The 13,050-nt window shown below is 64.1% G+C and carries 13 protein-coding genes; 11 read left to right on the plus strand and 2 right to left on the minus strand.

The features are described 5' to 3' along the window. Positions 1 to 4 precede the first annotated feature (4 nt). The 7 genes from H8R02_RS24455 to H8R02_RS24485 are packed head-to-tail and all read left to right on the plus strand — an operon-like array spanning position 5 to position 8,399. On the plus strand, positions 5 to 487 hold the full coding sequence (locus tag H8R02_RS24455; protein ID WP_187084121.1) for a hypothetical protein: 483 nt from the start codon (positions 5 to 7) through the stop codon (positions 485 to 487). 11 nt (positions 488 to 498) lie between these two features. Further along, positions 499 to 1,980, plus strand: a complete 1,482-nt coding sequence (locus H8R02_RS24460) for a type IV pilus inner membrane component PilO (protein WP_187084122.1) — start codon at positions 499 to 501, stop codon at positions 1,978 to 1,980. Further along, positions 1,977 to 3,839, plus strand: a complete 1,863-nt coding sequence (locus tag H8R02_RS24465) for a GspE/PulE family protein (RefSeq protein ID WP_187084123.1) — start codon at positions 1,977 to 1,979, stop codon at positions 3,837 to 3,839. Before H8R02_RS24460 ends, H8R02_RS24465 begins: the two co-directional genes overlap by 4 nt. Before the next feature lie 44 nt (positions 3,840 to 3,883). Further along, positions 3,884 to 4,939: a hypothetical protein gene (locus H8R02_RS24470; RefSeq protein ID WP_187084124.1), complete on the plus strand. Its 1,056-nt coding sequence runs from the start codon at positions 3,884 to 3,886 to the stop codon at positions 4,937 to 4,939. Positions 4,940 to 4,971: 32 nt separating this feature from the next. Then, positions 4,972 to 5,562, plus strand: coding sequence for a type II secretion system protein (locus H8R02_RS24475; protein ID WP_187084125.1), 591 nt, complete (start codon positions 4,972 to 4,974; stop codon positions 5,560 to 5,562). A gap of 4 nt (positions 5,563 to 5,566) precedes the next feature. Continuing rightward, positions 5,567 to 6,811, plus strand: a complete 1,245-nt coding sequence (locus tag H8R02_RS24480) for an ATPase, T2SS/T4P/T4SS family (RefSeq protein ID WP_187084126.1) — start codon at positions 5,567 to 5,569, stop codon at positions 6,809 to 6,811. Positions 6,812 to 6,833: 22 nt separating this feature from the next. Then, complete coding sequence (locus H8R02_RS24485) at positions 6,834 to 8,399, plus strand: type II secretion system protein (RefSeq protein WP_187084127.1); 1,566 nt, start codon at positions 6,834 to 6,836, stop codon at positions 8,397 to 8,399. A gap of 611 nt (positions 8,400 to 9,010) precedes the next feature. Here H8R02_RS24485 and H8R02_RS24490 read toward each other — a convergent pair. After that, complete coding sequence (locus H8R02_RS24490; protein WP_187084128.1) at positions 9,011 to 9,175, minus strand: hypothetical protein; 165 nt, start codon at positions 9,173 to 9,175, stop codon at positions 9,011 to 9,013. Between the two features lie 311 nt (positions 9,176 to 9,486). Here H8R02_RS24490 and H8R02_RS24495 point away from each other — a divergent pair, with 311 nt between their 5' ends. The 4 genes from H8R02_RS24495 to H8R02_RS24510 all read left to right on the plus strand — a co-directional run bounded on the left by H8R02_RS24495 (position 9,487) and on the right by H8R02_RS24510 (position 12,384). After that, positions 9,487 to 10,317, plus strand: coding sequence for a phage integrase N-terminal domain-containing protein (locus H8R02_RS24495; protein ID WP_187084129.1), 831 nt, complete (start codon positions 9,487 to 9,489; stop codon positions 10,315 to 10,317). 57 nt (positions 10,318 to 10,374) lie between these two features. Further along, complete coding sequence (locus H8R02_RS24500) at positions 10,375 to 11,418, plus strand: Ig-like domain-containing protein (RefSeq protein WP_187084130.1); 1,044 nt, start codon at positions 10,375 to 10,377, stop codon at positions 11,416 to 11,418. Between the two features lie 159 nt (positions 11,419 to 11,577). Then, positions 11,578 to 11,754, plus strand: a complete 177-nt coding sequence (locus tag H8R02_RS24505) for a hypothetical protein (RefSeq protein ID WP_187084131.1) — start codon at positions 11,578 to 11,580, stop codon at positions 11,752 to 11,754. Positions 11,755 to 11,853: 99 nt separating this feature from the next. Further along, positions 11,854 to 12,384, plus strand: a complete 531-nt coding sequence (locus H8R02_RS24510) for a hypothetical protein (protein ID WP_187084132.1) — start codon at positions 11,854 to 11,856, stop codon at positions 12,382 to 12,384. Between the two features lie 88 nt (positions 12,385 to 12,472). On the opposite strand, the gene H8R02_RS24515 is transcribed toward H8R02_RS24510, so the two are convergent. After that, the gene (locus H8R02_RS24515; RefSeq protein ID WP_187084133.1) at positions 12,473 to 12,937 is read right to left on the minus strand and encodes a hypothetical protein; all 465 of its coding nucleotides are present in this window, start codon (positions 12,935 to 12,937) and stop codon (positions 12,473 to 12,475) included. Between the last annotated feature and the right edge of the window lie 113 nt (positions 12,938 to 13,050).

Below are 13,050 nucleotides of genomic sequence, written 5' to 3' on the forward strand. Positions count from 1 at the left end.
TCACATGCGCAACTATGTCGTACTCATTGCAATCCTGGGGTGCCTCGGTGTCTCGGCCCATGCCCAGGACTCGATTGACGCCCGAGCGCAGGCACAACTCGCCCGCGACACTGCAGCGAAGCAGCCACCTGTTGCGGCGGACACGGTCAAGGCCGCAAAGGTCGCACCGCCGCCGGAGCGTCCCGCGCAGCTGGAGCTCGTGGCGCTCAAAGGTTTTGCCGGCCGGCTGGAGGCCGTCATCGCGGTGAACGGACGACGCTCCACGGTGACGATGCGCACGCCGATGCTTCCGGAGGGCTGGACTCTCACAAATATCGGGCCGGAGTGCGCCGAGGTGAGGAAGGCCGGGCCGAAGCCCGAGACGCGCGCGCTCTGCTTCATCGCGCCCGCGCCGCCGGCCGCATCCGCCCCCGCTGGGACCACCGCCGCCACCCCGTCGAATGGCGCGATGCCGCCCCTGCCGCCCGGCGTTCCGCTCACCCGGTAAGGCATAGGACCATGAAGCTATTCGCTCGAAGAGCCAAGGACGCTGGCGCGCCGGTCGCCGCGAGCGCCGAGCGGCGCCATCGCGTACCTCGCGTCGTGTGGGGCGCTACCTGGGTTCCCGTCGAGCCGACGGTCAGCAGCCCGTTGTTGAAGGTCGCCCGCGCTGAAGCGCGCAAGCGCGGCGCATCCGTGATCGCCGTTGCCTCCAATGGCCAGGACGCGGCCGTCGGCATGCCGGCGAAGGGCAAGGGCAGCCGAACCACTGGCCCGAGCGGGAAGGGGAACGGCTTCTTGGCAGCGCAGCTGCTCTCGACTGTTCGACTCGCCAAGGAAGTGTCGCTGCTTGGCGAGGATTCCGGGCCGCAGAACAACCCCTGGCACGGCACGGAACACGTCGCCTATCTCGGCGCGCTGGACGACGCGACATATGTTTTCGTCGCCACCGTGCACGGCGTGCCCTTGTTGGATATCTGTGGTGATGTCGAAACGATCTCGAAGGGCATCCAGGAATTCCGGGAGCACTTGGTCAGTGGTGCTGCGCTGCTGATCCAGGACAGCCGCCCTGTCGCGAAGGCGTTTTCCGCTCTTCCATCGGAGTTTCCGGCAATCGCAACGCCCGTGCATGGCCTGCCGTTCGCGGCTGGCGCTCTCGATGCTGCGGGCGGACTCCAGCCGCTTGGCATGCACCCCGTCGTCAAGGGCGCGATCGCGACAGCGGCCGTGGCCGGAGTCGGTGTTGGCCTTATGTGGGCCTATGACGCCTACGTGGGCCACGCATTGTCGGTGGAGCAGCTCACCCGAAAAGAGCAGCAGGCGAAGGTTCTTCGGCAGAAGTACCTGGCAGCGCAGCAAGACGTGCTCGCCAAGGAAAGCAGCGTCGTCGCCAGCGCGGCCGCAGAACCCGTGTGGGCATTTATCGCCAAGACGCGACTGTCCCGTGCGGGATTCAACCTCACAAAGGTCGTGTGCACCGGCAATACGTGCGATCTGCAGTATCGCCGTGACACCAAAGTGCCGACGTTCACCGACTTCGTCCGAACACACGGGCAGGGCGAGCTGCCACGCTTCGACATCGCGCAACTGGATGACGCAGTGACTGGACTCGAGGTTCCCGAGTACGACAAGATGCCGAAAGTCGACCTCGCGAACATCAAGTTCGACCCCGAGCTGCTTCTGAAGCTCGGTACCACTGCGCAGAAGGTGCTGCTCGCTGGCGTGAAGCTGGGCTTCACCACGCCCGCCGACATGGTTGCGATGACCGACGAATTCAAGACGATGCGGCCCGTCGAACTCGCGGCCAGCCGTCGCCTGTATGGGACGTGGACTCTCGAAGGGCCCACGGACACCTTCACGGCTGCGCTCAAGCGCCTACCCCCCACCGCAACGCTGAGCATGGTGGAAGTCCGCCTCTCCAGAAGCGAGAAGGACGGCCCAGATCTTGTCGTGGCAAAGGGCCGCTATTTCCTGACACCTGTCGAAAGGGTATTGCAGTGACCTTCTTCAAGCGCGCATTTCAGGATCAGTCGGCACCACAGGTCGCTGAGCGCGCTCCGGCGCTTCGCGTCGCATCGCGGCCGTCGCCGCGGGGCCCCGAGGCGGCCAACGCGGACGCATCCCAGTCAGGGCGGCATTCGCGAGACATCATCGACGAGATCCGCGAGCGCGCTCAAGGAAGTGGCGCCTTGCTGGTCGAGTCGCGCAGCCGACTTGGCGCTGGCTGGGAGCTGTCGCCCATGCCGGACGTGAGCACCAAGAGCTGGCTGCAACAGGCCGTTCTGCTCGAGCGCCGTGCAGAGCGGGGGACGCAGCACCTGATGCTGATTCGCCAAGACCGGTACATGACATCGGCCGGTGTCGGATTCCGGCGAGAGGCGAAGGAGAAGTTGCGGCTGGACTGCTACTTCTGCATGGCAACGGCCGCGGTTGTCTCCGAGCTGCTTGAGCGGCCCGTAGCGCAGGCGAACCAGGTCGCCCAGCAATCGAACGTGAGCAATCCCGAGCAACGGGGCTACGAGATCATCCTGCGCGCGATCGCCCTGGACGCCTCGGACATTCACATTGAAGTGGTGAAGGACGGCCGATTCGCGCCTCGATACCGGCTGCGCATGCGTGTCAACGGCAAGGTGCGAACGTGCGAGGAAGCGACCGACGCGGCTGGCGTTGCAGGGATCGAGAGCGTGATCACCGCGCTCTTCCAGAACCCGAAGATCGCCCATGAGTCCGAAAAGTCGCACTCGACGTTCAACCCCTTGGCTCGGTGCTACGCGAGCCTGAAGCCGCCGGTCAAGAAGGCCGAACTTCGGTTTGAATGCAACCCCACGGTCGATGGCTACAAGGTCGTGATGCGGCTGCTGTCCTACGACGGCAAGACGGCGGCGGGCAGCAGTCTGCACGCACTCGGTCTCAGCGAGCAGATGGAGCGACAGCTTCTCCGCGCGACGTTCGCCCCGTCGGGGTTGGTGCTGGTCGTGGGCGCTACGGGGTCGGGCAAGACGACGACGATTGCCACCGCGTTGGAAGCCGACCGCGGCTCCAACGAGAAGATCCGCGTGGGGATGGAGATTCCACCCGAAATTGGGATCAGCGAACTCGCGCAATACAAGGTCAACCTCGACACGTTGCCCCAAGTCGCCGTGGGCGTCGCGCGGTCGGACCCGGATGTGATCTATGCGGGCGAGATCAACAACCATGCCACAGCGTTGATGGCACAGGACTACGCGTTGACCGGCCACCTGACCCTGGCCACATTTCACGCGAACTCCGCGGCCGCGGCGCTCATGCGGCTCATGGGCGATGCGATCCAGATGGATCCTGCGATTCTCGGCATGGAGCGCTTTCTTCGCGCCGTCCTCTACCAGAGCCTGGTGCCGCTGCTCTGTCCGGACTGCAAACAGCCCGCAGCGGATCACCTCGAGGACGAGCAGCTGGATCTGCTCACCGGAAAGTTCGGCCTGAGCGTCGACGGCATGTACGTCAGGTATCGCCACACCGGCGACGGCGACCGATGTGACCGCTGCGCCGGCACCGGTGAGATCGGCCGCACGGCGATCGCTGAGCTGGTGGTGCCGGACCGCAAGTTCCTCGACTTCATCATGGACAGAAACGTCAACGCGGCGATGGACCACTTTCGCAGCCAGCGAGACACCGGCTTCGACTCGCCTGACACGCGGGGCAAGACCTTCGTGGAGCATGCGCTCTCCAAGGCAGCTGCAGGTGAAGTCTGCATCCTTGAAGTGTTCGACAACGTCGAAGACCTCTTCACCTATGAGATCCGGCCGACCGTTCGCCGGGATGTGCGCGAAGTAGTGCCTGGGGCAGTCGCGCATCGGACTGCGGCGGAGGCCTCTCGATGAGCGCTGCACAACTCGCTACCCGAGGGCAATCCCTGACGGAGCGCTTGGACGCATTCGAGCGCAGACGTGCCTTCAGCCAGCAACGCGTCGCGTTCTTGACCGACCTCGGCGAAATGATGCAGGAAGGGAAGGGCTCGATCAACCAGGTGCTCAACGCATCGGCGCGACGGACGCCGAATGCGGCGCTCTCCGCCGCATTCCGCGACGTGCGTGATCGGGTGAATGGCGGGATGCTGCTGCACCTCGCGCTTCAGCCCTATTTCCGGCCCATGGAAAACATGCTGATCGAGGCCGTCAGCGTGAACTCGAAGACGGATGCGGAGCGCGGGGAAGGCTTTGTCACCGCAGCCCGGATGATCGAGAACCTTGGCAGCACCGGTGCGGGAGTCGCACGGGTCCTCGTCGACCTGGTCATGACGCTCCTGTCGGTCGGCTTCATGTGGCTGGGCGTGGCCCACTTCGCCGCCGAGCAGTTTGCTCAGATTGCACCGCGGAGATACTGGCCCGAGCTCTCTCGCATCGTGATCGGCATCGGCGACTCGTTGGTCGACGTCTGGCCCGTCACTCTCGGCGTCATCGTCGTGGCTGTCGTCGCAATCGCATGGGCGCTTCCCAACTGGGTTGGGACTCGACGCCGTTGGGCGGACCAACGTCTCCCGGGTTTCCGGCTGTATCGGCTCGTTCGCTCGACGCCAATCATGATGGCGCTGGGAACCTTCCTAGCCGCGCGGATCGGCTTCGACCGGGCGATCAAGAACCTGCTCCAGCGCGCCAACCGATGGGAGGCGATGTACCTGGAGGAAATGCTGGCGAACTTCCAAGCGCGACATGAGCGCGGCGTCGACATCGTCGATGTAGGGATGTTCGACTGGCAGGCCATGGTCCGAGTCGAAGTGCGCTCGATGGGCGTCGACATCGACGAGGCGCTGCGGTACGTCGCGGTCGAGGCAGGACCGCGGCTGGCCGCGCTCATCAACACCCGAACAAAGCAGGCGAGCGCCGGCATCAAGGGCGTCCAACGCGTCCTGCTGCTGTTGGTCGCGGCTGCGATCGGATTCGTCTATCTCGCGGTCGTGCAGAACGCCGGTCGCAGCTTCTAACCCTTTTCCCCACCAACCACCAAGAGGTTCACATGCTTCGCTCCCAAACTCTCAAGCGCATCCCCCGCCGCCAGCGCGGCTTCACCCTCATCGAGCTGATTGTCGTCATCGCGATCGCGGCCGTTCTTGTCGTCGGCCTCGCGCTGTTCGGCGTCGGCATGTACAACAAGCAGAAGGGCGTCGAAGAGGGCAAGCGCGTCACCGCCGTCGTCAACTGCGGCGTGGACTACGCCCGAAGTATCGCGAGCCTCACGTCCGTGACACTGCCGGTCCTCGTGAACAGCGGATGCTTCGGCAACATGCCCGGCATCACCAACCGCGGCACCAATACCGCCAGCGCCACGTCTCCGCTCACCGGTGACACGTACACCGTCTCTGCGGTCAACCTGGTCGGGACGAACGACGGCCTCACGATGACCGGCACCACCCAGGCGAAGCATTGCACCGGCGTCGTCGAAGGGGCGGTCAGCTCTGGCGCTATCCGCGTGAACGTGACTCCCAGCGGGGGCTCGGCGGTTACCGTCAAGCCGCTGACCGGTGAATTGGATGTTGCGGCACTCGGCCTCTCGACGGCCTGCAACGGCGCCGAGCCGATCGCTGTCCAGATCGCAGTCGCGAAGTAAGACCATGGCAGGCATTGCTGACAAGCTCGACGCCGCGCTCGCCCTGCTGCGAGGTGGCATGGTGTTCAACGTGCTCGCTCGTGAAGGGCGCCAGATCGAGGTCGAAACCGTCATCGGCGGCGAGGTCAAGATCATGAGCGTTCGCGAGTTCTCGGAAGCAGTGCACATCGAGGCGGTCGAGCTGTCCATGCCTGCCGAAGACCTGGATGTGCAGCGTCGTGAGCAAGTTGAGACGCTGGATCAGAAACTGACTCGCGCGGACATGGCGCAATTCGCAGCCATGGTCGACCCGCGTTGGAAGGACCGCATTCGCGAGGGGGGCATCGACGGCGAGGTCCCTGAAGTAAGGGCCGCCGGCAACGGCGTGTCCATGCGCGCCAACGTCTACCTGTTCGGCGGTCGCGGTGACCTCGATCCCAACATCGAGCGCGCGGATGATCTGCCAGGACTCATAGGTGCCACGATCCGGGTCGTGTTGCCGGATGCGATTCCGCTCAAGGACCTCGGGCTCGCCAACGAGGTCGTAGCGATGGCCGACGAAACCCAGGGCCTCATCCTGATCGTTGGTCCGGCCGGCGCCGGCAAGTCAACCACTGCCGTGTCGTACATCGACCACCTCAACACGAATCGCGACGGGCACATTGTGACCGCAGAGGATCCTATCGAGTTCATCTTCCGCGAGAAGCGTGGCCGCGTCAGTCAACGTGAAGTTGGGTCGAATGCTGAATCGGTCGAGAGGGTGCTTCAGGATGCCATGCGGAACTTCGCGATGGCCGCATTCGTTGGCGAACTGCGCACGGCCGCGGACAAGCGTGCGGCGTTCGAGGCCGCGCAGCGCGGGTTGCTCGTCGTGGCCACCGGCTTTGCGAACAACGCCGTCGATGCGATCCGATCGTTGGTGAACGACCTTCCCGGGCGGCCGGAAGCTGTAGCTGCGTCGGTCGCTCGAACGCTGCTGGGTGTTACCTACCAGGTGAAGGCTCCCAGTCTCATGGACGGGCAATGGGTGTTCGTCCACGAGTCGGTCGCTGTGCGGCATCGTGGGGACATCCAGGAACTCATAGAGAGGTCGGAGTGGGACGCGCTACAGAAGCGCCTCACGGAAGGGGGCGCGAGCGGCGGTGTCCGCTCGCTCAATGAAGCCCTCATCCCCATCATCAAGGACAAGCGCCTCGACCAGCAGGCCGCCACGCGCTGTGCCTACGACCGCGCAGATCTCGCGCGAAAGCTCCGGGAGGTCTCTCTGTGACCACGAACAGCGAGGAGAAATGATGTCGTCCATGCGTCGAGCCGCGAAGACGCGGCGTGGCAACTCTGGATTCACGCTGATCGAAGTGATCATTTCCATCACGGTCTTGTCGGTCCTGATGGTGGGCATCTGGCACGGCGTCCAGCTCTATCGCGATTATCTGAAGGGAAAGGCGATCGCGACGGGCTTCAAACCGTACTACCAGGCTGCGATCGACTACACGCACAAGTACCGCGTGCCACTTACCACGACTGGGACAGTTACCGGTGTCGCCGATCCCTTGCGCCCGACGGTTGCGGAGCTGAAGGCGCTAAACATCCTTGGCGTGGCGTACACCGGTAGCGTTCCTGAAGCGACGGGTACCCCCACCTTCGAGCTCACCATGATTCCGGCGGGTTGCTCAGGTGCGGCCTGCGACATCGGCATGGCTACGAACTATCCGGGGCCTGTCATGTCCGCCAACTATCCGGCCTACCGTGCGTTGAACTTCGCGGCGCGGGAGTTTGGGAACGACGCGGGTTACAGCACGAACGCTACACCCGGAACGATCTCGAGCATGAACTGGAGTCGTGCCAATCCGCTTGGCTCCGTAGAGGGTGTGTTCGGAACCTACATCACGTACAGCGCGAGTGGCATGGCTCAGTACCTTGTCGTGAGCGATACGCGCGATCCGAACTTCATCAACAACGTGACCGTCGGCGGGTCGGTTTTCGTGACGAACACTGTGGGCTCGGGAACGGGCACTGGCTCGAGCGGTACCTGCCAGCTCGCGCAGTTGATGAATTCGGGCGGCGCCGGGCAAATCGTTGCCCGCGCTTCCGATTGCGTCGCTCGCATCTTCGCAGATGGTGCGACGGGCAACATAGAGACGCGCAGTTCGACCGGCTCTCCGCAGGTTCGCATTGGGGGTGACGGGTCGGTGACAAGCTACTCGTCTTCGGGCAGCACAAGCGCGGGCATTCGCTACACGGGAACCGTGAGCACGGTTTTCGCCGACAACCTCCAGAACAACACCAACACCGGCGGCATCACGGCAAGTGGTTCCGTGTACGGGACGACGGCAACATTCAGTGGGCTGACCACGATGAACTCGGGCGCGTCCGTGACGGGCACGGTGACCTTCGTCACGACGCAGATTGAGGGAACACCCTGCGGCGCTGCTGGCCAGTTCGCACGGCAGGCCGATGGGCAGCTTCTCGCCTGCATTTCGAACGTGTGGCGCATACAAGGTCTGACTCGAGCTGCCGAAGGCAGCAGCTGCACGGACGGTATTGCCCTGGACTCCACCACACCGACGAGCACGCTCTTTTGCCGCGGCGGTGTCTATGTGTCGCTCAACTCCGCGCTGGGACGTCTCGCGTGGCTGGACAGCATGACAGTGGTAAATGGAAGCGTGGTCCCTTCACCGACATGCGGAACGGGTTCGACGCCTCTGATCATGATCGTTCCGAGTCAGTTCCAGACGCCGGTCGCTGGCGGAGCTGTCCGTTACTCGTACACGGGTTCAGGACCGTGGACGGTTTCAATCACAGGTGCAGGCGGCGCTGAGGCAATCGCGTGGCGTGGTTGCCAGTACTCAGTACTTTGACGTTTGGACCTTTGAGCATCAGCAACACCGGGCTATACCTTAGACCCTCGAATAGGAGAAGTGCATCATGAAGAAACGCTCCGGACAGCTCGCTGCGATCCCGCTGGGCATCGCTGCGATGTTCGCCGCGGTGCATGCGCAGGCGCAGATCGCGCGTGACGGCGCAGGCGGTCGGCTCTACGACATGCCTCTGGCCACCGAACTTTCCACCGACGCGAACTGCGTGAGCAGCATCACTGACGCGAAAGCTCTCGCTCAGAACGCCTGGCAAGGCTTGGGCGAAGGCCAACGCCAACCAGTGCGCGTCGTTGAGTGCCAGGCGCAAAACAACGTGTCTGCCGCCTGGGGCGGCCAAGTCCAATACACCAAGGCAGGCGACGTGATGAGCGTGCAGCCGAACGGGCAGGTGTACTACGAGGGACGTGTAGGCACCCTGCAGCAGAAAGCTGGCGGAGGCGGCGGATCACCGCCGCCGCCTCCTCCTTCCGCGCCGCCGCCCCCTGCGTCTCCTCCGACGTGGGAGCCGCCTGCTCCGCCTCCTCCGCCTGCATCGCCTCCGATTTGGGAGCCGCCTGCTCCGGCCCCGACGCCGCCGGCAGAAGCACCGGCACCTACTCCGGTTTCGGGTGGGTGGCCGCCACCGCCGCCGCCGCCACCGCCACCGCCGCCACCGCCACCGCCACCGCCGCCACCGCCACCGCCACCGCCACCGCCACCGCCGCCCGCTCCGGCGCCAGTGACTGCATTCCCGTCGCCGCCGCCGCCTGCTCCTGCACCGATCGGATGCGTTTACACGAACAACTGCGGGGGCAGCGAGAACAACGCGGAAGAGTGGGGCACGAACTTCTGGACCAGCCAGAATCCGTCGCCTCCCGCACCCGCGCCGGCGCCGGCGATCGTCTACTGGTGGCAGACGGGCGAGGTCCCCTGAACGCCATTTCCCATTGAAAAAAGAAGGGGCCGCGCAAGCGGCCCCTTTGCATTTGCGAGCTTCAGGCGGCAAGTCACCGTCTGAGGTGTGTTGGCAGGGGATTCAAGGGGCTGCAACCACCCTCTAATCGACGCACCAGCCTGGAGCTCATCGAGCGTGCAGTCGTCATCAACCAACGCCATTGCAGTTTTTCCACGCGCGGCTCTCTCGAACCGCGCCGCGGAAGACGTGCTGTTGCCGGCGGGTCAAAACCTTGCAGATGACGTGCGGCGAATTTGGGCCAACGTCGCTCGACCTGCGAACAATGGTGATGACGGTGAAGCAGGACATCGGCGGCGGTCTCGCCATATCGTGCGGTTCTATCGCGAGCTCGCCGATCTCGGCCATCCGATCACGCGTGTCGAGCAGCTGGACGAGCGTCACGCCGTCGCGTTGCTAGACCACTGGCGCCGTAGCAAGAAGGCCCTGTCGACGATCCGTGGAGAGTGGTCGCTTCTGCGGGCGTGGGCCGCGGCGATCGGAAAGCCTGAGGTTGTTAGGCCGCTGACGCTGTACTGGAAGGAAAGCATCAAACGGCCGCCGCAGCCGGCCCCCGGACATTCAGCCAGGCACCAGGACATCACGCTGCTGAATGCGCTCCGCGCCGGGAGCGATGCGACTCACTACTGGGTCGAACGCGCGTGTGCGGTGCTGCACTTGACGGTAGCTGAAGCGATGACGCTCGATTGCCAGCCGATTCTCCGGTTTCTCGAAGGCCGGCGAAACGTCGATCTCAAGGCGCGGCTCTGCGCCGCGATCGCGACCCGACCCCATGAGGCTCGCGAAGTTGCGCAGTCAATTCTGGCTTTCTTGCAATCCGTGGGCCGAGAGGTGTTGCTCTGGCAATCCGTGGATCTGGCAAAGGCAGTCACTCGTCACGCGAATCATCTCGCGTATCAGCGACGCCAACTCAAAAAGAAGCAGGTCGTGTTCCGGCAGGCCACTTGACGGACCCGCCTTCCTTGCTAGCTTACTTTGAACATTCACCAAGAAGGAAATTCACCGATGAAGAAACGACAATTCATGTCTGTGGTCTTTGCCACCATTCTCAGCGCCGTCGCGTTCTTGACGGCCTGCGGGGGAGGAGGCGGTGGCGGGGGCGGAACGACAGATGTGACGACGAGTACTCCGACAACCACCACGCCCGTCCCGGCCACGCAGACGGGCCCTAAAGCGGCGATGTACCAATACATCGACAGCTTCCGAGCCAATGGCGGCTTCGGTTCACTTACCTCGGATGGGCGCGTGGAGAACGCCGCCCAGGCGCACTCGAACTACCTCACTACGAACTTCTACGCGAACGGCGTCCCCGACCCCATCCTCTTCACGCTGACATCTGCTGGTCTTCCCTTCGCGCACTACGAGGAAGCGACCCGACCGGGATTCACTGGCGCCGTGCCGGACGATCGTCTGCGCGCCGCCGGCTACGTGCCCACGCGATCGTCGGAGGTCAGTGGCTCGCAATTCGGGGCCGCGGCAGGCGCTGACCCCGATACGAAGGGATGTGTCGACCAGCTGATCGGGACCGTCTTCCACCGCGCGGCACTGCTGGACACCACCATGGACAGCATCGGCGTGGGGATCGGCTCGGCCGTCCGCGACGGCAATGGCTTTCTGCTGCGCAACTGCGTGATCAACCTGGCCTCTCAAAGCGCAGTGCGTGTGCTCCCGAGCGGGTGGATCGGCATCACGCCGTACGCGGGGCAAATCGGGATAGCAACGAAGATGTCGCCCGAGGTTCCCGATCCGACCCCAACGATCGCCGTCGAAGGCTATCCCATCAGCATTCAGATCGCGCCCGAGTTCAGCCTAGCTGTCGATACCTTCTCGGTCTCCGATGGCTCCGGCTCCCAGGTGCCCGGACTGGTGGTGACTCGCGCCCAAAGCACACTGTTGCGCGCCAACGAGGCGTACTTCGTGCCCAATGGTGCTCTGCGTCCGAACACCACGTATACAGTGTCCTTCGCGGGCCGCGCGTCCCCCGTTCAAGGTGCGGCCGGAGCATGGGTGCCGATCAAGACGTGGACTTTCACCACGGGGGCTCAATAGAGTCCACGCGCTACCCGCGCGCCACGGCTGCGATCGCTTGCCGCGTGCGCGCCTGACTGGTCCAATACACGAACGCAGGTCGTCGACCCGCTAGCTGCCTCAGGGCAAGCATTCACCCACACAGGGCCTTCCCTGTGCGGAGGTCCAAGGAGAACGTCCATGGGCCTCTGGCCTTACATCCTCATCGCGGTTGTTCTGGCGCTGGCTGCTTTCAGCGGTCGGTCCACTTCACCTCGGCATGTCGCCGGCGCTCCCGATGGAGGCGACTCGGACTTCCAACGCATCCAGCGTGAAGAAGCCGAGCTCCTCCTCAGGCAGCACGCAGACGACGAGTAACGCTCGCCGGCAATCGCCGGTGACGACAACCACCCCTGCAGGGCAAGTGCATTGCCCTGAGGGGCCATGCGTCCCTGCTTTCCCCCAGAAAGAGAACGTATGAAAAACATCATCCAGAGCTTCTGCGGCTTGCCGTGGGCGCAACGTGCCATCGTGATCGCAGAGGCGGTTGCGCTGGTGACATTGCTGCTCGTGGTGCCGGGACCGGCCAAGGCGCAATCAGGCGATGTGTACGCGCCTTCGCAGGCGCAAGTCTCGGGCCAGGTGTTCGAGGCAACTGTTGTGCAGGTCAGCCTGAAGGAAGTCGAGGCCAGTACGACGGCACGCCTGGCCGGAGGCGCTGTCGGTTCGACGGTCGCGATCGCGCTGGGCAGCCGCGCAAAGGGCGACAGCCGATTCGCCGTCCAAGCCGTGAGCGGAGTGCTTGGAGGGCTCCTTGGCGAGCGCGGCGCCCACATGGTGGCCGGAACCCATGCCCAAGAGGTCGTGGTGTTGATCGCTCAACCGGTTGGCGGACCGCGCCTTCAGGTGATCGTTCAGCCAGCCCCGTACCAGGCTGTGACGGCAGGCGAAGCGGTCTACGTCACGGTGATCAGCGGCACCTACCGCGTGATCAAGCGCACGTCGTAGGACGTCCCCAACGCAGTACTCGAAAGGCCCGGAAGCAGCAATGCACCGGGCCTTTCATTCTTGGGGGAGCGCTGTCGGAGAATCTGCTTTACGCGAGCGACAGTTGCGATGCAGATCCACCGGCAACATCGTAGAGTTCCAGGGACACGCGCTTTCGCGCCTGCTTCGCCGCCTGCAGGACATGATCGAACCGCTTCTCGCGCCGGCGCTCGAAGACTACAACCTGGTCACTGGCAGCGATCAGCTGGGTGGCAAGCGCACGACTCGCCCGGCCCGCCGGGCTTCCGACGTATTGCACCGGTACGAAGTGGCTGAGCGCCCAGTTGTGAACATTCCAAGCTGCTTGCCGGTGGCACGCGGTCACTAGGGTCCACGTTGGCGAAGGTGTCACCAGCTTTGCCAGCTTCACGCCAACCACATCACTGGGCGCGCCTTCGGCGCCGAAGACGCTCACACGTGAACCAGCCCTCCACACATCGAAGCGCTCAAGGCACGCATCCATGAATCGCTCGGGCAGACCCATGGCTGCAAGATTCCTCTTCACGGGGTCCATTTGATTTCAGTGCAGAAAGTGACGGTTCGTGCCTCCCCGCAGAGCGAGGATTGGCGCGGGGTCTGCTCCAGGGGCGAGCGTAAGTGCTTGTCACGCTTTGAGTTTCTGTTGGT

The sequence above is a fragment of the Ramlibacter albus genome, assembly GCF_014297445.1.
GTDB lineage: Bacteria > Pseudomonadota > Gammaproteobacteria > Burkholderiales > Burkholderiaceae_C > Ramlibacter > Ramlibacter albus.